Annotated in this window: 24 protein-coding genes; 16 read left to right on the top strand and 8 right to left on the bottom strand. The window is 63.7% G+C overall.

What is annotated here, in order from left to right:
- Positions 1 to 7 precede the first annotated feature (7 nt).
- Positions 8 to 550 carry a GNAT family N-acetyltransferase gene (locus AC6JAC_RS19850; RefSeq protein WP_347895820.1) on the bottom strand — a complete coding sequence of 181 codons (543 nt, stop codon included), beginning with the start codon at positions 548 to 550 and terminating at the stop codon, positions 8 to 10.
- A 182-nt stretch (positions 551 to 732) separates the two neighbouring features.
- On the opposite strand from AC6JAC_RS19850, the gene AC6JAC_RS19845 reads away from it, so the two are divergent.
- The 5 genes from AC6JAC_RS19845 (at position 733) to AC6JAC_RS19825 (ending at position 4,162) form a co-directional block, all read left to right on the top strand.
- The gene (locus AC6JAC_RS19845; protein WP_028272665.1) at positions 733 to 1,134 is read left to right on the top strand and encodes a cytochrome c oxidase subunit 4; all 402 of its coding nucleotides are present in this window, start codon (positions 733 to 735) and stop codon (positions 1,132 to 1,134) included.
- Between the two features lie 61 nt (positions 1,135 to 1,195).
- The gene (locus tag AC6JAC_RS19840) at positions 1,196 to 1,600 is read left to right on the top strand and encodes a P-loop nucleotide/nucleoside kinase family protein (protein WP_347895818.1); all 405 of its coding nucleotides are present in this window, start codon (positions 1,196 to 1,198) and stop codon (positions 1,598 to 1,600) included.
- Positions 1,601 to 1,963: 363 nt separating this feature from the next.
- Positions 1,964 to 2,257, top strand: coding sequence for a hypothetical protein (locus tag AC6JAC_RS19835; protein ID WP_156037214.1), 294 nt, complete (start codon positions 1,964 to 1,966; stop codon positions 2,255 to 2,257).
- A 165-nt stretch (positions 2,258 to 2,422) separates the two neighbouring features.
- The gene (locus AC6JAC_RS19830) at positions 2,423 to 3,157 is read left to right on the top strand and encodes a TetR/AcrR family transcriptional regulator C-terminal domain-containing protein (protein WP_028272663.1); all 735 of its coding nucleotides are present in this window, start codon (positions 2,423 to 2,425) and stop codon (positions 3,155 to 3,157) included.
- A gap of 24 nt (positions 3,158 to 3,181) precedes the next feature.
- The gene (locus AC6JAC_RS19825) at positions 3,182 to 4,162 is read left to right on the top strand and encodes a prenyltransferase/squalene oxidase repeat-containing protein (RefSeq protein ID WP_497966263.1); all 981 of its coding nucleotides are present in this window, start codon (positions 3,182 to 3,184) and stop codon (positions 4,160 to 4,162) included.
- 376 nt (positions 4,163 to 4,538) lie between these two features.
- Here the strand turns inward: AC6JAC_RS19825 and AC6JAC_RS19820 are convergent, their stop codons facing one another.
- Positions 4,539 to 5,576, bottom strand: a complete 1,038-nt coding sequence (locus tag AC6JAC_RS19820; RefSeq protein WP_497966261.1) for a helix-turn-helix transcriptional regulator — start codon at positions 5,574 to 5,576, stop codon at positions 4,539 to 4,541.
- A gap of 120 nt (positions 5,577 to 5,696) precedes the next feature.
- Here AC6JAC_RS19820 and AC6JAC_RS19815 point away from each other — a divergent pair, with 120 nt between their 5' ends.
- Together AC6JAC_RS19815 and AC6JAC_RS19810 are read left to right on the top strand one after the other, a co-directional pair.
- Positions 5,697 to 6,095 carry a DUF1304 domain-containing protein gene (locus AC6JAC_RS19815; RefSeq protein ID WP_028272661.1) on the top strand — a complete coding sequence of 133 codons (399 nt, stop codon included), beginning with the start codon at positions 5,697 to 5,699 and terminating at the stop codon, positions 6,093 to 6,095.
- A gap of 253 nt (positions 6,096 to 6,348) precedes the next feature.
- Entirely contained in the window at positions 6,349 to 8,040 is a 1,692-nt protein-coding gene (locus AC6JAC_RS19810; protein WP_497966259.1) for an alpha/beta fold hydrolase, read from the top strand.
- Positions 8,041 to 8,050: 10 nt separating this feature from the next.
- Here AC6JAC_RS19810 and AC6JAC_RS19805 read toward each other — a convergent pair whose 3' ends face one another.
- Positions 8,051 to 8,965 (bottom strand): SDR family NAD(P)-dependent oxidoreductase, encoded by a 915-nt coding sequence (locus AC6JAC_RS19805; RefSeq protein ID WP_497966257.1) that lies wholly within the window; start codon positions 8,963 to 8,965, stop codon positions 8,051 to 8,053.
- 484 nt (positions 8,966 to 9,449) lie between these two features.
- Between AC6JAC_RS19805 and AC6JAC_RS19800 the strand changes: the two genes are divergently transcribed.
- Entirely contained in the window at positions 9,450 to 10,523 is a 1,074-nt protein-coding gene (locus AC6JAC_RS19800) for a DNA polymerase IV (RefSeq protein ID WP_497966255.1), read from the top strand.
- 88 nt (positions 10,524 to 10,611) lie between these two features.
- Here AC6JAC_RS19800 and AC6JAC_RS19795 read toward each other — a convergent pair whose 3' ends face one another.
- Both AC6JAC_RS19795 and AC6JAC_RS19790 read right to left on the bottom strand, forming a co-directional pair.
- Positions 10,612 to 11,241, bottom strand: a complete 630-nt coding sequence (locus AC6JAC_RS19795; RefSeq protein ID WP_497966253.1) for a suppressor of fused domain protein — start codon at positions 11,239 to 11,241, stop codon at positions 10,612 to 10,614.
- 151 nt (positions 11,242 to 11,392) lie between these two features.
- Positions 11,393 to 12,151, bottom strand: coding sequence for a hypothetical protein (locus AC6JAC_RS19790; RefSeq protein WP_497966251.1), 759 nt, complete (start codon positions 12,149 to 12,151; stop codon positions 11,393 to 11,395).
- A gap of 176 nt (positions 12,152 to 12,327) precedes the next feature.
- Between AC6JAC_RS19790 and AC6JAC_RS19785 the strand changes: the two genes are divergently transcribed.
- From AC6JAC_RS19785 to AC6JAC_RS19775, 3 genes are all read left to right on the top strand, one after another.
- A complete protein-coding gene (locus tag AC6JAC_RS19785) occupies positions 12,328 to 12,990 on the top strand; it encodes an ATP-binding protein (protein ID WP_497966249.1) in 663 nt (220 codons plus the stop codon).
- Positions 12,991 to 13,225: 235 nt separating this feature from the next.
- Entirely contained in the window at positions 13,226 to 13,630 is a 405-nt protein-coding gene (locus tag AC6JAC_RS19780) for an SHOCT domain-containing protein (protein ID WP_156037213.1), read from the top strand.
- A gap of 30 nt (positions 13,631 to 13,660) precedes the next feature.
- On the top strand, positions 13,661 to 13,963 hold the full coding sequence (locus AC6JAC_RS19775) for an antibiotic biosynthesis monooxygenase family protein (protein WP_028272653.1): 303 nt from the start codon (positions 13,661 to 13,663) through the stop codon (positions 13,961 to 13,963).
- A gap of 155 nt (positions 13,964 to 14,118) precedes the next feature.
- On the opposite strand, the gene AC6JAC_RS19770 is transcribed toward AC6JAC_RS19775, so the two are convergent.
- On the bottom strand, positions 14,119 to 14,706 hold the full coding sequence (locus AC6JAC_RS19770; RefSeq protein ID WP_454697507.1) for a hypothetical protein: 588 nt from the start codon (positions 14,704 to 14,706) through the stop codon (positions 14,119 to 14,121).
- Positions 14,707 to 14,772: 66 nt separating this feature from the next.
- On the bottom strand, positions 14,773 to 15,246 hold the full coding sequence (locus tag AC6JAC_RS19765; RefSeq protein WP_454697508.1) for a DUF1990 family protein: 474 nt from the start codon (positions 15,244 to 15,246) through the stop codon (positions 14,773 to 14,775).
- A 436-nt stretch (positions 15,247 to 15,682) separates the two neighbouring features.
- Here AC6JAC_RS19765 and AC6JAC_RS19760 point away from each other — a divergent pair, with 436 nt between their 5' ends.
- Both AC6JAC_RS19760 and AC6JAC_RS19755 read left to right on the top strand, forming a co-directional pair.
- Positions 15,683 to 16,363 (top strand): hypothetical protein, encoded by a 681-nt coding sequence (locus tag AC6JAC_RS19760; protein ID WP_497966246.1) that lies wholly within the window; start codon positions 15,683 to 15,685, stop codon positions 16,361 to 16,363.
- A gap of 177 nt (positions 16,364 to 16,540) precedes the next feature.
- The gene (locus AC6JAC_RS19755) at positions 16,541 to 16,783 is read left to right on the top strand and encodes a hypothetical protein (RefSeq protein WP_454697509.1); all 243 of its coding nucleotides are present in this window, start codon (positions 16,541 to 16,543) and stop codon (positions 16,781 to 16,783) included.
- A 106-nt stretch (positions 16,784 to 16,889) separates the two neighbouring features.
- Here AC6JAC_RS19755 and AC6JAC_RS19750 read toward each other — a convergent pair whose 3' ends face one another.
- Positions 16,890 to 17,894 (bottom strand): LacI family DNA-binding transcriptional regulator, encoded by a 1,005-nt coding sequence (locus AC6JAC_RS19750; RefSeq protein WP_497966243.1) that lies wholly within the window; start codon positions 17,892 to 17,894, stop codon positions 16,890 to 16,892.
- 108 nt (positions 17,895 to 18,002) lie between these two features.
- On the opposite strand from AC6JAC_RS19750, the gene AC6JAC_RS19745 reads away from it, so the two are divergent.
- From AC6JAC_RS19745 to AC6JAC_RS19735, 3 genes are all read left to right on the top strand, one after another.
- Entirely contained in the window at positions 18,003 to 19,124 is a 1,122-nt protein-coding gene (locus tag AC6JAC_RS19745; RefSeq protein ID WP_028272648.1) for a Gfo/Idh/MocA family oxidoreductase, read from the top strand.
- Positions 19,121 to 19,912 (top strand): TIM barrel protein, encoded by a 792-nt coding sequence (locus AC6JAC_RS19740; RefSeq protein ID WP_497966241.1) that lies wholly within the window; start codon positions 19,121 to 19,123, stop codon positions 19,910 to 19,912. The genes AC6JAC_RS19745 and AC6JAC_RS19740 overlap by 4 nt, the downstream gene beginning before the upstream one ends.
- A gap of 271 nt (positions 19,913 to 20,183) precedes the next feature.
- On the top strand, positions 20,184 to 20,747 hold the full coding sequence (locus tag AC6JAC_RS19735) for a dihydrofolate reductase family protein (protein WP_497966885.1): 564 nt from the start codon (positions 20,184 to 20,186) through the stop codon (positions 20,745 to 20,747).
- Positions 20,748 to 20,891: the final 144 nt, after the last annotated feature.

Genomic DNA, 20,891 nt, shown 5'->3' with positions numbered 1-20,891 from the left:
CAGTGAATCACTCGAGGATGCGTTGGAACAGGACATGGTCCTGCCACGAGCCAGCAATCTTCAGGTAGGACGGTGCCAGGCCGATCTCATCAAACCCGGCGCGGGACAATATTTTCCGCGAGGGTGTGTTGTGTTCGAGAGTGGCCGCCTGGACCCGGTGCAACCCGAGCTCGTCCCTCGCCGCAGCCAGCACGAAGGCGAAGGCTGAGCTGCCGATGCCGAGTCCGTTGAAGTCCTTGTCCACCCAGTAACCGACGTGGGCGCTAAGGAACGGGCCGCGGACGATTCCTGTCAGCGTGATGGCTCCCACGACGCGGCTGCCGGCTAAGAGAATCCACGGAACCTCCTGCCCCGCAGCATGCAGGGCAAGCTTTGATTCGATGACGGCGCGCTGGCCGGCAGCCGTGAAGAACTCGTCAGCCCGCGCAGGTTCCCAGGGTGCCAGATGGTCCCGGTTCAGCCGGTACGCCGCACTCAACGCTTCGGCATCAGCAGCCTGGAGCAACCGCATTCGAACATCTCCGGTCAGTGTGGCGGCCTCAGCAATCATCCTCCGACTCTATCCGCGGGTGGCTGCCTTCTCGGTGCCCGGGGAAGGGGCGGAGCGGTGCGTTCCGGGCCCCGGTGCAAGGGGGGTCCTTCGTCCCTTCCGCGGGGCGGGGAGTGAAGGCCACAGTTGGATCAAGGGGTTGAGCTTGCCTGACCCCGGCTTGATTGGCAGAAAGAGGAGTCATGAAAATCGAATCCTGGATTTTCGGAGGCATGGCCATTTTCTTCGTACCCGTTGGGGTGGTCTACGGCTTCATCACGGAGTGGACCGAGCCGGTTGGCTTCCTGGCCTTGTGGCTGGTGGGCGGTCTGGCAGGACTGATCGGGGGATACCTCGGCTATACGGGCCGGCGGGTCGGGATGCGTCCCGAGGACCGCCATGATGCGGAGATCCACGAGGGCGCAGGCGAGCAGGGCCAGTTCAGTCCCTGGAGCTGGTGGCCCATTGCCCTGGGCTTTTCCGCGGCCACCGGGTTCCTTGGACTGGCAATTGGATTTTGGATCCTCTATATCGGCGCGGGATTTGCGCTGGTTGCGCTGATTGGATGGGTTTTTGAATACAGCCGCGGGGACCACGCCCACTAGTCAGGTGGGGTGGAAGGCGCGCGCCGTCGTCGTGCATTCCCGGAACAGCAACAATTGGAGCATGGCTGCATCCGTAATTCTGATAAACGGGCTCCCCGGTGCCGGAAAGACGACGCTCAGCAGGCTGCTCGGTGACGCGCTGGGGGTTCCCGTCGTCTCAAAAGACCGGTCCTGGTGGTACCGGCCGCGGGACCTGGGCTTTGTTGTTGACGGAATCGCCAAATCGGGAAAGCCCCGGGTAATTGAAATCTGGTGCGAGGTATCAGCCGACTTGGCTTGGAGCCGTTATGCAACGCACCAGCGGCATTGGATACATCCCGACGGACTTGGCGCAGAACACGACTGGGCGGAGTGGGGAGCCAATGCTGCGCCGTTGGCGATCGGGCGAACAATTCGTGTTGATACTTCGGATGAGGTTGATGCGAAAACTGTCGTGGCGAGACTGAGCGCTGAGATGCACCGATAGCGAACCCCGCCCTGCGCAATCCCGCAGGCGGAACGGGGCGAATACTGTGCCGGGAAAAGAAATTCGCCCATCGACTTGAAACTAAGCCTACTTATGATTAGGGTTGAAGTCATGAAGGGGTGCGGCGTTATGCGCACTGACGCCCTTTCGGAAGGTTCCAACGGGACCGGACAGCTTGGGAGAAAGACCTGTTCCATAGGTGCTCCCGGCGCCCGCCGAGGCGAAGAGCTGTAAGCAACCAAAAAGAGATGCGGTGAACCGCGGCCCGAATCCGGGCTGCAGCCACCCTGGTGATCGCGTAACCGTGGTCCCGGGGCGGGGTCTTGCGTGCATCAAAATCGAGGGAGCAAAAAGATGTCAGTTATGAAGAAAGCTACTACCGCCGTTGCCGGATCGCTGTTCCTGGTGGGGATGGCCGCAGGGCCTTCGATGGCTGCGGACAACAGCACGGTCAACGACGGCCTGGTGAACGTCACCGTCGGCGATGTGACAGTCCTTGAGGACGTCAACGTTGGCGTAGCCGCTGACGTGACGGCGCAGATCTGTGGCGTGGAAGTCGGGCCGGTCGCCGTTCTGGGTGAGGCTGTCGACGCCACGAGCACCAAGTCTGTCGTCTGCACCGACAACGGCGGTCCGGTCACCATCATTCAGAACTGACGGACTGCACCTGTGTAGGGGGCGTTGACGCCCCCTGGCGAAACGGTGCACAGCGCAAGCGATACACAAAAACGGCGGGACCATCTGGTCCCGCCGTTTTTGCGGGCCAGAAGCTGGTGTACGTAGTACACTCGTTGACAACAAATCGCAAGGTAAGGTGCCCCCATGACGCAGCAGGCGGAAGCTACGCGCCGGATCCCGCTGAACCGGGAGCGGGTGCTGACCGCCGCCGTCGTACTCGCCGATGAAGCGGGCATCGAGGCGCTCAGCATGAGGCGGCTGGCGCAGGAGCTCGGCGTAGTTCCGATGGCGCTCTACAAGCACGTCGCGAACAAAGAGGAACTCCTTGACGGGATGGTGGACGTCCTTGTCGGGGAAATCGACCCTCCCGCCCGCGATACCGGATGGCAGAGCGCGGTCCGGCTACGCGTGCTTTCAGCGAGGAAGGCCCTGTTGCGGCATCCGTGGGCCCGTCAGGTGCTTGAGTCGCGCACCAGCAGGACGCCGGCGGTTCTCGGCTACATGGACTCGTTCATCGGAATGTTCCTGGCCGGCGGCTTCTCCGTGGATCTCACCCATCACGTGATGCATGCGCTTGGCAGCCGCATGTGGGGGTTCACCCAGGAGCTGTTCGACGATTCGGCCGGCAGCGCGCCGGCTGGCAACCCACCCACCGGCAACGCGCCCGCCGGGCAGGAGGCCATGCTCCGGGAGATGGCGCAGCGGTACCCGAACATCCTGCAAGTGGCCATGGCGGCCAATCACGACGACGGCTCCGTGGTGTCGCAGGGCTGCGACGACCAGTTTGAATTCGAGTTCGCGCTGGACCTCCTCCTGGACGGCTTCGAGCGCTTCCACCGGCAGGGCTGGACATCGGAGCGGGCGAAGCTGGAGCGGTAGCCCGCCGGATGCTAGCTTGTGGGGATGGAGGCACTCGACTGGCTGCTTGACTCCGATCCCGCGATCCGCTGGCAGGTCCTGCGCGACCTCACGGACGCGCCTCCTTCAGAAGTGCAGTCCGAACGTGCCCGCGTAGCCACCCACGGCTGGGGCGCCCGGCTGCTCGCGCTGCAGGACAGCAGCGGTCAGTGGGGCGGCGGCACGTACTTCCCGGCGCAGTTCGACGAGTCGGAGCCGGGCCAGCCCTGGACTGCAACCACCTACAGCCTGTTGCTGCTGCGCGATTTCGGGCTTGACCCCCGTAGCGCCCAGGCACGCCGCGCCGTCGAACTGGTCCGCGACAACTCCCGCTGGGAGGAAGGGGATCAGCCCTTCTTCGAGGGCGAAGTGGAGCCGTGTATTAACGGCATGGCCGTGGCACTTGGTGCCTACTTTGGCGAGAACGTCGACGGCGTCGTGGAGCGTTTGCTGGGCGAGCAGCTCGCCGACGGCGGATGGAACTGCGAGGCGGAACGCGGTTCGGTGCGTTCGTCGTTCGGGACAACCATCAACGTGCTCGAAGGGCTGCTGGAGTACGAGCACGCGACCGGCGGGTCCCCGGACTCAGTTGCTGCCCGGCAGCGCGGCGAGGAGTATCTGCTGGAACGCGGGCTTCTTCGGCGGAAGACCACCGGCGAACTGATTGACCGTGACTGGCTGGCGTTCTCGTACCCGACCCGCTGGTTTTACGATGCGTTACGGGGCCTCGACTACTTCCGCGCGGCAGGCGCCAGTCCGGACGAACGCATCGCCGAGGCGGTGGACGTGCTGCGCTCCAAGCAGCAGCCCGACGGCACCTGGCTGCTGGAAAACACGCACCCGGGCCGGATCCACTTCGCCCTGGAGGACGGTGACGGCCGCCCGAGCCGGTGGAATACCTTGAGGGCGCTGCGGGTGCTCGGATGGTATGAGGGCAGTATCGCCGGGGGCAGTGCCCGAGCGGTGCGGCTGCGGGAAACCACATGAGGCCGCGGGCCGGGCTGGCTGGTGCAGCGGTGGTGCTTTGTGTTTTGTCCGCATGCGCAACGGCGACGCCGCCAGCGGGAACCGATACATCGGCGGAACGGGGTTCCGTGCCGTGTCACGGCCCGTATGTCGCCGACGTCGACACAAGTGCTGCAGGCGAGCCGACGCCCGGAGCAGCAGCCGTGGCCTGGTCCAAGTCTGTACTGGCGCCCGCCGGGGCCCCGACCGATGGATGGACGCCCATCGATGCGGAAACGCTACGGAGCGGTGATTGGACCGTCGGCGTAACCTCCACCGTTTCTGGCGGGTGGCTGGTCAGTGGCCTCGGTTGCGGATCGCCTGGCAGCTAGCCGCAGGCAGGATGAAGCCGGCCGCCTCAGCCCAGAAGTCTCGCCACCAGTTCGCCGCGGCTCCCCACTCCCACCTTGTCGAAGAGGGACTTCAGGTGGTCATGGACCGTGTGGGGCGAGATGAACAAATGGTCGGCGATGTCCGTCGTCGCCGCGCCGGAGACCACCTCAAGGCAGACCTCGCGTTCCCGCGCCGTGGCGCCGTAGGCGGCGAGCAGGAGGCTCACCATTTCGTGGGTGGTGGCGGGTTCCACCGTAACCACCATCTGGCCGGGGTCGTCCCCGGTGATGAGCCGGCTGGCTTGGAGCACCACCCAATGATCTCCGGCGTCCCGCATCCTCATCCGGGCGGTCCCGGAAACGGAAACCTTTGCGGCAGCCACCACTGAGTACAGCGTCATGGTGAAACGGCCGGGCGCCTGATCGTCCAGCTCCGCCAGCCACGCGGCGGCTGGCTCAGTCGCGGCACGCAGCTCACCGCGCGGTCCGACCAACACGATCACGGGACCCTTCGGCCCGTGCGAGGCGTGCCGCTCCATTCGGACTGCAACCCGGGTGGCCGCGGCCAGGGCTGATGCGATGGAACTCAGGAATTCCATTTCCCGGTCGGTGAAGTCCGTACCTGGCTCACGGAAGAGTCCGCCCACGGCCCAGCAGGCGGCGTCGGTCCGGAACACCGCCCGAAGTTCGTGCTCCAGCCCCTGCGGACGGAGCAGGTCGTTGAGGCGCACGCTCCTGACCACGTCGCGGTGCGGCACATCCGAGAGCCGGGCGGCCGGCGCCGGCCGCCGGACCAGCGCCGCGAAGGCATTCGGCTCCGTGCCCGCATATTCGGTCTCGGCGAAGCGCACGGCGTATTCGTCAGGCACAGGCCACGGCGGCCAGTTGGTGATCGAGGTCATGATGAGGGAGTCCGGGTCGACGCCGGACCAGCAGGCCTGCTCAAACGGCACCGTGTGATGGACGACGGCGAGCGCTGCGGCATGCAGCTCGGCTACGCCCATGCCTGTGGTCGCCATGGCCGAAATCTCGCGCTGTGCCCGCTCGGCACGATCTGCCCACATGCTTTCAGTATCCGCCGCCAATGACGGATCGCAATCCCCAGTTTGGGGGATGGCTGAGGTGCTCGCGGAACCCCCCGGGCGGGGATGGGACGGGCTTCGCGGCGGACGTAGTCTTCGACCATGAACGCCGTTGCCCAACTGTTTGCGCTGCTTGAAGCCCTTATCTATATCTCGGTGTTTCCGCTTGAGGCCTTTCTCCTGCACCGCCCGGCCGTGCAGAAATTCCTCAGCACCCCTGCCGGAAATGTCCCCGCCGTCATGATGTGGGCGATTCCTGTCGGCTTCCGCAATCTGCTCATAGCTTTGGGGGTGATTGCGGGACTCGTGGCACTGAATACCGGGAACGAGGTGGTCGGCAGGACACTGGTTACCTACTGCTGCGCCTACATGGTCCTGGGCGGGTCCACCATGGCCCTGGCCGATGCTTTGGGACACTACCCCAAGAGGGGGGACAGCATTCCGGGAACCCTCGCCGCCACCGTGCCGGCCCTCATTGCGCTTGTTGCCTCGGCGTTCTGAGCGGGCTTTGGCCGCCATTGTTGGCGCAAAGCACAAACGAAGGCCCGCCTATGGGGGACAGACGGACCTTCGCAATTAAAAAGTTACGCCTCTTCTAAATACCCATCGAGTGGAGATGTAGTGATGCCGCGCAACAACCACTTGGGGACCTGGTCGCAGCATGCGTCACCGCCCTTTCCGAGTCCCGGCCGGCGGCGTAGTCTGCCTCCTATCAGGACACCCGGCTATCAGGACACCCGGAGCGGGAGGACCCATGGACGGCTATGCCGAGCTGCGGGCGTTCCGCGGCACGCACCCGTACCGGTCGGTGATGGTCGCCGGCGTCGAATGGAAGTACATCGCCGGAGCGGTGCCCGAGGAGGGCATGCCGGCACTCCTCGTCCTGGGCGGCGGGTTCTCCTTCGGTGATTCGGCGTTCCGTACGATCACTGCCTTCGAACCGCGCTTCCGGGTGCTCTCACCCTCGTATCCGGCGGTGCGGACCATGGCCGAACTCGTGGCAGGAGTGGCGGCCATCCTCGACGCCGAGGGTATCCGGTCCGCGAGCATTTTCGGCCATTCCCTCGGCGCCGGCGTCGGGCACGCCTTTGCACGCCGCTATCCGCAGCGCGTGGACAAGCTCATCCTGTCCGGGTTCGGTCTTTACACCCGTGGTCACGCACGCCTCGTGAGCGCCTTTGTCGGGCTGTTCTCGATACTGCCCAAAGATGCCCTTACCGCTTTCTATCGTCCGAGGATCGCACGCCTTGTCGCAGGGGCGGAAGCCGACGAACGCGCTTTCCTCACCGCCTACACGGAAGACCTCTTCGCAGCACACACGAAGGAATCGGCCCTTGCCCGCCTGGCAGTCGTCCTGGATCTGGCGACGCATCCGGACCGTTACGCCGCGTCGTCCACCTTCGAGCGTCCGGAGGACGTTCTGGTGATCGCTGCTGCGGACGACCGCGGGTTCACCGCGCACGAACGCGAAGCGTTGCTGGCCGCCTACCCCGGTGCCCGGGCCTACGTCCTCGGCGGGGGCGGCCACCTGGCGGCCGTCACCCACCCGACTGAATACGCCGACGTCGTCGAATGCTTCCTCGAAGGCCGGCCCCTTCCCGCGGGGCGCAGCGACAACCCTGCCGTCGCGGCCCTTGACGCCAAGCTGGCCGGCTTCCGTGCCAGCCACGAGTACCGCACGCTCGACGTCGACGGCGTGCGCTGGCGCTACCTCGCCGGCGGATCGGGCGAACAAACGGTGCTTCTGCCCTCCGGCGGAACAAGGATGCCGGACATGTACCTGCTGCTGATCGAGGCGCTGGAACGGGACTTCCGTGTCATTGCGCCGGCGTACCCCGCCGGTGCTGGCATCGCCGGGCTGGCGGACGGCCTGGCTGCGATCCTCGACGCCGAGGGCGTTAGGCAGGCGGATGTGCTGGGCTCATCGTTCGGCGGATTTGTGGCCCAGACGTTCGCCCGCCGGCATCCGGAGCGCGTGCGGCGCCTGGTGCTGGCGAACACGGGAAGCCCGGCTGCGGCCCCGCTCCCTTTGCTTCCGCTCCTCATCCGGTTCCTCTCCGTGCTTCCGGAAAGCGGCGTGCGGTCCCTGACAGGCCGGAACTGGCGCCGCTGGTTTGTCCCGGGCTCACAGGAGGACGCGAGTTTCTGGACCATGCTGCTGTCGGACGTGCTCAGCCGGCTGGGCAAGGAGGACCTGCTGTCCGGTCTGCGGGAGATGGGGGAGTTTGCCCGTCTTCCGGCCGAACGGGCACCGGGGGTGCGTGTACCGGTGCTGCTGATCGAATCGGAGCGGGATGAAGCGTTCCCGCCCCAGGCACGGGCGGCCCTCCGCGCCCTCTATCCGGCCGCGGAGACCTGTCTTTTCGCGGGCGCGGGACACGGAGTCATGGCAACGCGGACCGCCGAGTACATCGCCACCGTGGAGGAGTTCCTGCGCCGACCCTGACCTGGGCCGTTCACGGGAGCCCGGCAAGGTGCGAGCAGGCGTCCCACAAGCGCTTGCGGGCTTCGGGATCCGATCCCATGCCCGGCGTCGGGAGCTCTTTGCGCTTTGCCCAGAGCTTGCCGGAGACTGCCGCCGTTTCCTTCGACATGGCAAGCCAAAGCGCTGTGTCTGCCGCCGTTTCGGCGGGAGCACCGAGGGCGTTCGTGATCCAGCGAAAAGGGCCGCCGACGTCGAGCAGCAGCGATGTGTTCTTGACCAGTCCCGGATGGACGGCGTTCGCCACCACGCCCGAGCCGTGCAGGCGTTCAGCGAACTCTTTGGTGAGCAGAACCCGGGCAAGCATTGTGGGCGGGGTCGAGCGCAGGTAGCTGTACCTGCCCTTGGCAGTCTGGAGATCGTCGAACTTGGGTTTGGTGTTGCCGTATTTGGACGCGATATTCACGATCCGGGACGTTCGCGCCGCACCGGACGGCTGGCCAGCAACTCCGGCGTTCCCTTCCGGGACGGCGTCTCTATCCGCCACGGCCGCGGCGTTTTTGAGCGCGTCGAGCAGGAGATTGGTCAGCAGGAAGTAAGCCATCACATTGGTGGCGAAGGTCAGTTCGAGCCCGTCGGGGGTCTCGTGGCGTTCTTTGCGGAACACGCCCGCTGCGTTGACGAGCACGTCGAGCCGGTCATGGTGCGACAGGAACTCGGCGGCGGCCGCACGGATTGAGGACTGGACCGAGAGGTCACAGGCCAGTGGCTCAAGCCGGGCGTCAGGGACGAGTTGGCGGATGCCCCTCATTGCTTCTTCCGCCCGGGGCCCTGATCGCCCCACCACCACGACCAGCGCGCCCTCGCGGGCAAGTCCTGTTGCCACGGCCTTTCCCAGGCCGCTCGCTGCCCCCGTCACCAGGGCCACGGTTCCATCCATGGAAGCCATCGTCATCGCCTCCTGAGGCTTGTCCAGCCAACTAGCCGCCGCGTCACGGCATCGCCTTATCGCCGCCGCGCGCTGTGTGCGCTCAGTCTCAGCTGGTCAACATCACAGCACACCGTGGTCTGGTTGACCAGCGCTTAATCAGTTGACTGTCTCGATGGGCTGCCACCCTGGCTCGCCGACGGCTGAGGCCACGGCTTTCTAGCCGGGGCCACTGCGGAGGCCAGCGCGGCCGCCAGGGCGGGCACGTACAACCAGCCAATGGTTGCGGAAGCGAGGAAAGTGAAGACGGCGAGGGCAACAGTAGCCGCAATGGATGCATGCATCCGTGCCGGTCCCCGCACGAGGAGAGGCATCCCGGTCAGAGCGACCCGGGTCAGCAACGGGACAACGATGGAGGGCCCAACGACCTCAAGCAGGGTCGAGGCAGTGACTTGGTCTAAACCACGTCGATGCCAGCCAAGGATGTTTAAGGCAGACTGGTGGCGTGAGCGGAATCCGGTGGGTGCTGCACGTCGACCTCGACCAGTTCATCGCGGCTGTCGAAGTGCTCCGGCGGCCGGAGCTTGCGGGCAAACCGATCATTGTCGGCGGCCGGGGCGACCCCACGGAACGAGCTGTGGTGTCGACCGCGTCCTACGAAGCCAGGGCGTTCGGCGTGGGTTCCGGAATGCCCTTGCGCATTGCGGCCCGGAAAGTGCCCGACGCTGTGATCCTGCCCGTCGATCACGAAGCCTACCTCGCCGCATCGGAAACAGTGATGGCAACCCTACGCTCGCAGCCCGGCGCCACGGTGCAGGTGCTGGGGTGGGATGAAGCCTTTGTTGGCGTGGAGACAGAGAACCCGGAAGCCTACGCCCGGGAGGTGCAGGCCGCTGTCCTGGAGCGGACGCAGCTGCATTGCAGCGTGGGCATCGGCGATACCCTGGTTCGAGCCAAGGTCGCCACCGGTTTCGGCAAGCCGGCGGGTGTCTTCCGCCTCACTGCCGCGAACTGGCTGGAGGTCATGGGCACCCGTCCGACTATGGACCTGTGGGGCGTCGGAACCAAAGTGTCGGGCCGGCTGGCCAAACTCGGCATCAACACCGTCGCCGAGCTGGCCGCGTGCGACCCCCAAGACCTGGTCCCGGAGTTCGGCCCCCGGATGGGTCCTTGGTATGCGGAGCTCGGACGCGGGGACGGCGCCAGCGTTGTGGACGATACCCCGTGGGTTCCCCGCGGGCACAGCCGGGAGATCACCTTCCAATGGGACCTGACTGAGCCCGCCCAGGTGGATGACGCCCTGAGGGAGCTGACAGCGCGTGTCCTCGAGGATGTTGTGGCCGAAGGACGGCCGGTGATTGGGCTGACCCTCAAGATTCGTTATGCGCCGTTCTTCACGAAGACCCACGCGAGAAAGATTCCCGAGACGTTCGACCGGCACGAAATCCTCGCGCGGACCTTGGACCTCGCAGCTGAAATCGAAGCCGGGCGTCCAATCCGGCTGCTGGGCCTGCGGGCCGAAATGGCAATGCCCGCTGACGCCAGAAAGGGACATACGCCGACGCGCGGCGGTTGGTGACGCCGAGCCGACTCACGCACTAGTCAACGAGTCGTTGCGGCCACACGTCCTTACCCAAGCTGGCTCGCGGACCAGTGCCACTCGCCAATTAGGGCCTCCCGTTTCGCAGGAACCACAAGGGCCTGCGAAGGATTCGGCGCCTCTCGATCCCCGCTGGCAGGTCTCTGTCGAGGTTCCAGGATTCGACGCCGGTCTCTTCCCAGATACCGAAAAGCTCGTCGGATCGGTTGCCGTGCCTGTACTGGGCCTCCTCGGGAAAGACCGGCAGAGCGTCGAGAAATACAACGTGCCGGCCGGTGGTCAGCTGGAGCTCCGGAATCAGGTCATCGGGACGTTCAGTGAGGACCCATCCCGTGAATTTCCGTCCTTTGATGACTTTCCAACTGCCTGCGACGAACACGCCGTGTTGAGGCACAGTGTTGCTTTTTTGGACGCTCAAAGTCATGTTTGCGAAGGCCTCTTTTACCGCCTCAGAACCCGTGTTAACCCCCAAGAAGAGCTCAACGGCGTGCTGCCTGGCACCCGGGCCGTGGCGGGTGGCGCCGGCCGACGCATAGAGGTGGACGCCCATCCGGCTCGTACCCTTTGGCCACTCGAAGACGCCCAGGGATTCGCCTGAACGGGTACGCATCTCGTGATACTCCGGCTCGGATCCGACCACTGCTGCGTAGTGCTCACGCAGCTCCTCAACCACCGTCATGCTCCCCATGTGGTCCATCTAAGCATCGTTTCTTGCGGGAAACGTAGCTATCTGGAGGGGTGGGTTTTTGCTTCGATCCTCCTTTGTTCTGAGGAAGGGAAGATGCGGCCCCGGTGGATAGCCCGCCGGTTCACCGTCCGGCGGGCTATCGTTCATCGCAACGCGAGGGTCAGGCGTAGGTCAGGCTGATCAGCAGCGCCTTGAGCTGGGCGTATTGATCAGCTGCCATCCAGGCCCTGGCTGCGCCCCTGTTTGGGAACGCGGGGTCGTTGAACAGAACACGGGTGCTCAGGCCGCCGTTAGCCGTTGACACGAGATTGCACCACGATGAGACGCCCTCACCCTGCTGCAGGGAGCGGGGATCGCTTAGCCCCATGAAGTAGGCCTCACTATCACCATAGGACTCCACGACGAACCCAAAAACGGGCCCGGTGCCGTCCGGTGCAGCCATTCCAGGAACAGCCGCTTGATCGAATACGCGACGGGATACGGGGCCGCCAGCACAACCAGCGGTCATGCCATTTACCAGGGAGAGCAGATCATTGCCTGCACTGTCAGTGACGATCGCTTCCATGCCGGGGAGGCCTGCAGGCGGGAGCACGGTTCGCACCGTCCATGCCTCCGGATAGGCGAAGGAGATGTGTCCGTCCGGGAATGTGAAGGTTTTCAATGCCGGAGCTGCATGCTTCGCCGACGAGGCGGGCACTGCTGACGCTGATACCGCACTGGCGGCAGGACCCGCCGGTGCCGCGGAAGCAGCTGATAGAAATGCCAGCGCTGGCGTGGATTCGGCCGTGTCGTTCACGGTTACGTTCGAGGCGGCGGCAGAGCCAGTTCCTGGCTGAAGCCCACATCCGGCAAGTACAAGGCCGACGGCGAAACTCGCCATCGTGACGGCCGTGAAGATTCCGGCGCGATTGGAATTCATTGTTGTAACCCCCAATATCTGTGACGGCGGGCTGAATGTCCCGCTTGATATCTAAATTTCCGGGAGCTCGCCTGAAGTTACAGGCAGGGCAGAAAAACCGAACTTGGACTGAGTGAGGTATGGCGACAGGGTGTTTCGCAGGGTTGCGGCGAGCGCGGCTTGCAATACTGTTCCACATGGAAACTTCTAGGGACGCCTGGGAAATCACGACACACGACTGGTTCAAGCAGGTGGATCGTGATCATCTTGCCCAAATTCAGAGAAATGCGGAGGTGTACGCGCGGAAGGGGACAATTCACCTGATTCTTGAAGTGCTTGCCTATGCAGTAGACGAGGCCGAACACCATGGCAGGCCAGCGCATATTACGATCACAGTTCACTCGGATGGATCAGTGTCCGTCGCGGACACTGGGCGGGGGACTGATACACGCACCGACGACCACGGCCGGACGGTCCGAAAGCCAGTGATGGCCACCAAGGACATTCGGTTCTTCGATTCCCGGGAGAATGTAGGGCTACCGGACGGGCTGCCGCGGCGCGGGATGTCGGTTGTCGCTGCACTTAGCACCTGGCTCGCGCATACCAACCGCAGGCTCAATGGGTCCTGGACTCAGCGCTACGAGCATGGCATACCTGTGACAGGTCTAACCGATATTCCCGGGGACGGCACGACAGGAACGATCGTGCATTTCCTGCCGGACGCGGACTTCGTCAAGCCCGCCGAGGTCACATTAGGCGAGCTCCGCCAATTGGCTAAGCCACCAGTTCCCTCGCTCACAATTGAAATCCGGGAAGAGCAAGAGAACTCGGCTGCCTATTCGTCGGAAACGTCGTCCTGATCTTTGTCTCCGCGGCTCCGGAATAGCACGTCGGACGCGGCCTCTATGACCGCCTGAACCACAGCCCCGATTGCCTCCAAAAGGATTGACATGCGGCCACGATACGACCAACGGCGTGCAGCGCCAAGATGGCTGCCCCTGCTTGACTGCAACACTCGCGGGTGGAGCCAACCGAGAGCACTGCGCCGCCCTTGAGGGATGTTCAACGTCTGGACACGGGGCTATTCTTCACCACATGAACGAACACACGGTTCCGAGCGGCGGGTATTTGTTTGAGTTCAGAGGGAAGCACCCCCTCCGTCAGACAGCGCGATGGGTAACCGGTGTCGGGTTAGCTGGGGTCGGAATGGCAATCGCGGTCATAGGAACCGCGTCAAATTTGTATTTGTCCATGCCCTTGGGCATCGCGGTAGCAGCTCTCGGCGCCGTCGTGCTGGTTTGGTATGCAATGACCAAAAACAAGACGAAGCAAGCGTCCGCTCCCGTTCGGGCAGGAAAGCATCACATCAGGAACGCAGATAAGGCAGCCGCAAAAGAATCTGTGGCGGCTGATCTTGCCCTTATAGCAAACCTCTATTCCCAGGGCGCTCTCACCGCAGAAGAATTCGTTGCCGCAAAGCGGCGCATCCTAGATATCTGACGATCTGTCCGAACCTGCGAGACTTGCCCAATGATTACCGAGCACGCGCTGCTTCCCGTTATTTCCGGCCAAGAAGACGATTTTGAGGCAGCCTTCGATCGCGCTCGGTTGGTTATTGCGTCGATGCCAGGCTTTGTCTCGTTGTCGCTCTCGCGTTCGATCGAAACTCCCGGCACATATTTGCTGCTTGTGCAGTGGGACAGTTTGGAGGACCACACCGTTGGTTTCAGGGGATCCCCGCAATATCAGCAGTGGCGGCAACTACTGCACAGATTTTACAAACCGTTTCCCTTGGTCGAACACTTCGAGCTCGTTAACTCTGCTCCTCGGTAGAGAGCCCGTGGGCTAACCGGCTTCCGTGGCCCTGGCAAAGAAGAGCGGGTCTATATCGAAACCAGTTGCTCGGGGACCGGATCAGCCGAACCCCCAAGGCCGTCTTCCGCCACTCCGACAGTCGGCTCTTTCACCGATGCTGGCCGGTAATCAGCTTAGTTTTCGGGTATGGATTCGTCGGGCATGAGATGTCCTCCATCTGGAAACTGGGCGATAAGTCCTTCGATGCGTGTCCTGCGCCTCGGGATCCATATCGGATACCAGAGGGCTACACCGGCAAACCCGATGGTGGCGAGTACCCAGAACCAGGGGTGATCCGGATTCTCGAGGGTCAGGAAAACGCCCATCGCGGCAAATGCACCAAACAGCAGAGGCCCGGCCCAGATCATGTAGCGCTCTTGGGCGGCGATCTTGGTCAACTCGGGAATCCACTGTTCAGCGGCGGCGCCTTCCGGGAGGCGCCCTTTCGATACCGCCTGTTTCAGGTTGGTCCCAGTGGGCCAGCCTTCGGGCTTCTGCCTTTCTTTGGCACGTTGCCGGCGGGTGAACCACAAGGCAAAGCCGCCCACCGCCAGGCCCAACGCCCCCGTGACGGCGATCTCGATTGGCTCCACTTGCTCTCCCTGGAGGAGTTTCATCCCAAGCATGAAGACTGTGTATACGACGGCGATTCCCAGAACCAGAGCCCACCTCGGTGCCCGGCGCAGCAGCCGTACCCAGCCACTTACCTCGTCATCGTCCACATCAATCCCCTTCGAATGTTTATCAGCAGTGACGTCCTCGAGCCGTACGCGGCACCTCTCGGACTATCACCGCAGCGCGCGCAGGTACCGCCTCTGAATGATCCGCTGTGCAATCAGGAGGAGCGGGAAAAGCAATCGCCATGGTTGTTGAGGAGCTGCTCGCGTGAGCGAGCGAATGGTGAGGTGCACTTCGTCGCCACTACGGTGTACCAAAAAGGCTTCCTCGCCATCGACGGGGTGCCCCGGCCTAGTGCGGTACGAAAACCCCGATCTGTCCGGTTCTTGGACGACGTCTACCACTTCGACTGGTTCGACGACGGAGAGGCCACACAGGCGCGCAGTTACGACGACCCGGTCGCCCGGCGATACCGGACCTGGGGAGTCCACGACAAACCCACTCGCGGTTTTCACTTTCCAAAGAAGCACCTCAAGAGCGACACGCTCCCAAACAGCGTCGCCGCTTCCGACGAATGCCGTCACTTCTGAACGGCGGTATTTGAGGTCGCTGAGGGGCCATTGGTCAAGATGCGGGCTCGTCATGCGTCATCTCTTGGCCATTCTGAGTTGCGTCAGTCTTCCGGCTTTGCCGGGCCGCAATGATGCCGTCTCGCGTCGCCGCCCGGATTACCCCATAGAGGACATAAAAGAAAATAGCCGCAAGGACGGCAGTCAAGACAATATCCATAGTTCTTCCCCCAAAGATTCGCTGGTCCGAGAAGGACACCGCAAGCCTACTTCAGGTGCAATGCTCAGTTCTTCTCACGATTTCCGGATGGAGAACCCTTTGCCATCGTGAGCGGTCTTTTCGGGCGGCAACGCGCCCTACCGTTGGCCGATCCCTTACCGGAGGTAGGGCTGACACCCGACATTTGGAGAAGAAGGGCGCGGGCATCCTCAAAGAGTATCCGGGTCGGCACCAACCGTTCTTAGTGCCATCCTGCCAACTTCATTCGCAGTGCCATGTCACTGTTATCTGGTGAAGAGAGCAGTTGAAGTTTATGCATTTATCCTCCAAATAGCTGGATTTTTTGCACTCGGGCTGTACGGAGTCTCCCAGCTGCAAAGGCAGGACCCCCGCGGCGTTGTCGTTCTCGCGCTTCTGGCGTGTGGGATTATGCTGACGCTGCCCTATGTCTGGGCCCACCATCGCCGCGGCAGAAACACGCAACGGTTCCTGACAGGAAAACCATTCCGTCCACATACCTTTCATTCATCTGCCACCGCAGAGTACAAACACGCCCCAGAAACCGTTTGGGAGCTTATCCGGCCCGCTCAAGTGGCCGTCCTGATAGAGGGTGCTGCTCAGGCGTTCAAAGTGCCGGGCACCCCGGAAGGCGAAGGCGAACGGCAGTGCTTCATTTCTGGAGATGGTCAGGTTTCTTGTGTAGAAGTTGTCAAAGAAGTTCCTTACCGCTCTGCCGTAACCAGATCGATCTGCTCGCCACTTCAGCCGTCGGTCCAGACAACATACATTCTGGAACCCAGCACAACTGGCTGCAAGCTCACGATGGAGACTGTTGTTGAGTCCCCGGTCGCCCTTGCGATTGCACAGCGGCAGGCTTTTCGGGCTCACAACGAAAGCTTCGTGGAAAAGGTTGGGCACCTGCTCGATAGGCAGTCAGTGCAGGAAGTGCCCACAACTTCAAGCGGAGGATGATGTATCCGCAGTCGCATACACATCTTCAGACGGAGATTTATCGCGCTAAACGACGCTTGTGGCAGCTGTGACCGTGGTGTCCCGGTGAACCATCCTCTAGGACACATCCCCTCAACATAACGTGATGGCTAGGATTCAAGACGTGACGGGTGCAGCCCGTGCCAAATTGGGGGAGATATGAAGATGGTCATTCTTGCAATTGCCGCGTGGGTCTTGACTGACCTCATTGCACTTCTCGGGATTAGTGCCGGTGCGACCATATGGTTCTACATGGAGCCGGTCGTCGATTCAGTGCCTGATCCGGCGAGCTACTTTGTCGCCGTTGGTGCCGGGTTGCTGGCGTTGTTCCTCAGCTTCGCTGTCAGCGTCGACATTACTGTACAAGCAGCCCGCTACACGGCCGCAGAGAAATTCAAGTAACCCCTCGACGGACTTTCCTGGCAGGTGGAAGGGACTTCCTTCGGCCGCAAGACCTAGGCCGATGTTCGGCGAGTCCTGTGAGTATCTGTCGGGTCCCAGCTTCGAATCAGGGCTGCATCTGCGGAGCGGGATGCCCCGTGGTTCTGCGGAGGACCAGGTGGGGTGTTCTGACGAGATGGGCTGGCGGTTGGGGGGTTTCTATCCGTTCGACGGCGCGGTCAACGGCTGCGGCGGCAAGGAGCGGGGCGTCCTGGCTGATGGAGGAGAGCTGTACGTAGCTGAGGCGGGCGAATTGGCTGTCGTCGTAACCGAGGACGGAAACGTCGGTAGGTACCTGCAGTCCGGTTGCCCGGAGGCTTTCCATGACGCCGAGGGCTGCCCTGTCGTTGAAGGCGATGATGGCTGATGGCATGTCGCCTATCAGGGACTGGCCGGCTCTCAGGCCGTCCTCTTCGGTTGGGCCGCCGGGCACGGTTACGGGTTCCAGCCCGTGCCGGAGCATCTCGGTGTGGAAGGCTGCCCGGCGTTGGTCTGCGGAGACGGCTGTTCCGCCGTCGACGTGGACAATGCGGCGGTGACCGAGGGCGGTGAGGTGGTCCACGGCGATCCGGATACCAGCGTGGTCATCACTGCTGACCGAATCGACGGACTCGCCGACGTCGTTGCGGAGCAGGCTCACAAGGGGCACCTGGCCGGCATAGCGGGCCAGGTCCTGGTTGCTGAGCATGGGGGAGATCAGGATGAGCGCTTCGGAGCCGAAATCCAGCAGCGCCTCAATGGCCCGTTCTTCGGGCCGGCCGTTGGCCACCGCGCTGAGGGCAATTTCGTAGCCTCTGGCGGCGGCTTCGGCGTAGGCGGCGTCGACTATTTCGGTGTGGAAGGGCTGGGAGCTGGAGAAACTCAGGCCCAGGAGCTTGGTCCGGCTGCTGCGGAGCAACCGGGCCCGGGAGTCCGGCCGGTAGCCGAGTTCGCGGGCGGCCTCCATGACCTTCTGCCGTGTCGGCTCCGACGCCCCGGGCGCCCCGCGCATCACGATGGACACCAGCGCCCTGGAGACTCCGGCCGCGCGGGCCACGTCCATCAGGGTGGGGCGGCGCTGCTGATCGGTCATGTTTCCTCCTTGATGGAGACAGTCTATAGAACGATCTAGACAGGTCCATTATCGCCATGCCACCATGGAGCTACTAGAACGATCTAGATCCGAACTTCAGGAGTTGTCATGAGCTATCTTCAGCATCCGGTCAGTGAAGACCGGCCGGTCCGTATCGGCCTGATCGGGGCGGGATGGATTGGAAATTTCCACGCTGAGTCAGTCGCCCGGCGCATCCCCGGCGCCCGCCTGGAAGCAATCGCCGATCCGGCGCTTCCGGCCGTGGAGGCCCTGGCCGGCCGTCTGGGCGTCGCCAAGATCAGCGCTGATCCGGCCGACGTGATCAATGATCCCGACGTCGAGGCCGTCCTGATCGCGGCGCCGGCACGCTTCCACTCCGGTCTGATCGCGGCCGCGGCCCGGGCCGGAAAGCATGCCTTCTGTGAGAAGCCCGGCGGGCGCACGGTGGAAGAACTCGATGAAGCCCTCGACGCGGCTAATGCTTCCGGGGTGGTTGTCCAGTTCGGCTTCAACCGGCGCTATGCGGCCGATTTCGCCGCGGCTCGCAAGCTTATTGACGACGGCGCCGTGGGCACCCCGCAGCTGCTGCGGTCCCTGACCCGGGATCCAGGCAGCACAGCCGGCATCACCAACCCGGAGCGGATTCCGCCGGGAACGATCTTCCTCGAAACCCTCATTCACGACTTCGACACCCTGAACTGGCTCAACCCCGGCGCCGTCCCCGTCCGCGTCCACGCAGTGGCTGACGCCCTGGTTGCACCCGAGGCGAAAGCCGGCGGACTCCTGGACACCGCCGTCGTGACCATCACCTACAGCAACGGCGCGATTGCAGTTGCCGAGGCGAACTTTAACGCCCTCTACGGCTACGACGTGCGCGGTGAAGTGTTCGGCTCCGCGGGCATGGTCACCGCGGGAGGGCCGCAGGCCTCTAGCGCCACGAGCTACACCGCCGCCGGCATCGGCTCGGCCACCGTCCGCCTGAACGTGGATCTCTTCCACGACGCCTACACTGCCGAACTAGCCCACTTCGTCGACGCCGTGAAGGCCAGCCGCGACAGCCTCCAGGCTCCCGGTGCCCCTGGCCCCGGGGGCGCCGACGCTCGGAACGCCCTCACGATAGCCCTGGCCGCCGTCCGTTCGGCGGAGACCGGCCTGCCGGTGGATGTTGCATCGATCGCGGAGCTACGTCCCGCCGAGCCCGAACTTCACGTGACGGGTGGAAAGGCGTGAGTTTCCGCCTGGCCGTGTGCGCCGAGATGGTCTACGGCGACCTTCCCCTGATCGAACGCGTGCACAGGATCCACGAGCAGGGATTTGAAGTTGAGCTCTGGGACACCCGGGGCAGGGACATCGCCGCACTCGCCGCAACGGGGGCCAGGTTCTCCTCGATGAGCGGCTACTTCGGCGGCAGCCTCATCGACCCCGACAGCGCCGGCGAGGTGCTGGCATCGGCGGAAAAGCTGATTCCTGTCGCGCTGGAACTCGGTGTCGAACGGATGGTGGTCCACCCGGCAGAGCTCGGAGGAGGCGGCCTGGCCGTCCGTCCCGTCCACCGCTCCACCGGACAGATGTGGCTGACCGGACTGCGCACCCTTGAAGGCCTGGCCGTTCTGGGCGAGAAGCACGGCGTGACCTTCGCGCTGGAGAACCTGAACACCATCCTTGACCACCCGGGCATACCGCTCGCCCGGGCCAAGGACACCATGGCGCTGGTTGCGGCAGTGGACCACCCCAACGTCAAGATGATGTTGGATCTTTATCACGCCCAGATCGGCGAGGGAAACCTGATCGAACTCGTCCGGGCCGCATTGCCCTGGATCGGGGAAATCCAGGTGGCCGACGTCCCGGGCCGGTTCGAACCCGGCACCGGAGAGGTCAACTACCGGGCCGTGGCCACCGCCCTAAGAGAAGCCGGCTACACCGGTGTCATCGGCCTCGAGGCCGGAGCCTCCGGCGGCCCGGGCCCGGAATCAGGAGACACCGCCCTCGCCGCCTTCCGCGCCGCCTTCGACAGCTGAGCACCACCCAACACGCCCGTTTCCCCGCCAGGTCAGCGCCCTGCCGTGTTCAGGGCAGGGCGCCGACTCACCATTGGAATCAAAGGAGATCCACCTTATCGGCAAACTTAGCCGCGTCCGTCTCCCACCTGGTAGCGGACTGCGAGAGGATCCTTCCGTACGGAGCATCTGCATGGCGTGGTGGTCAACTGGTCTCAGTGTGGCCTGACCGATGATTCTCCGCGCCATGCTGGTCTGTACAACGGATACCGGCTCAGGGGAGACTGACGCCATGCGCACCTTGACCTTCGGCATGAACCTGAGCGTCGACGGCTACATCGCGGCGCCCGGCGACGATCTCGGCTGGAGCGCACCGAGCGATGAGCTGTTCCAATGGTGGTCCGACCGGGTGGGGGCAACGGGCCTCGCGCTGTACGGCCGCAAACTGTGGGAGACGATGAGCTCCCACTGGCCGACCGCCGACCAGCAGCCTCACGCCACACCGGCGCAGATCGAGTTCGCCCGCCGCTGGCGGGATATGCCTAAAGTGGTGTTCTCCTCGACGACCAGCACGGTCGACTGGAACACCCGCCTGGTCACCGGCGACGCGGTCACCGAGATCAGCCGGCTCAAGGCCGACGACGGCGGCCCCATGGATATCGGCGGTGCCACACTCGCCGCGGCGGCCATGCGGGCCGGACTGATCGACGAGTACGTGATCGTCACCCATCCGGTCCTAGTGGGCGGCGGCACGCCATTCTTCACAGCCCTGGACAACTGGGTGAACCTGGACCTGGTCGAGAACCGGACGTTCCCCGGAGGTGTGGTCCTAACCAGGTACGAGACCAGGCGCTGACTGCCCACCGTCGGACCCACTCGGGCGTCGGGCCCCCAAGGATCTGGTGGCACTGAGTTGGATGGCGAACCTTGAAAGCGGCAGTGGCTGGTATTGGAATGAGTTCTCATGAATGGCGCGCAAGTAGTTCTAACGCTCATCTTC

It is taken from the genome of Arthrobacter sp. KUASC02 (genome assembly GCF_059739395.1).
Note: the sequence above shows the minus strand (reverse complement) of the source record. Positions and strands in the feature narration are given on the sequence as shown.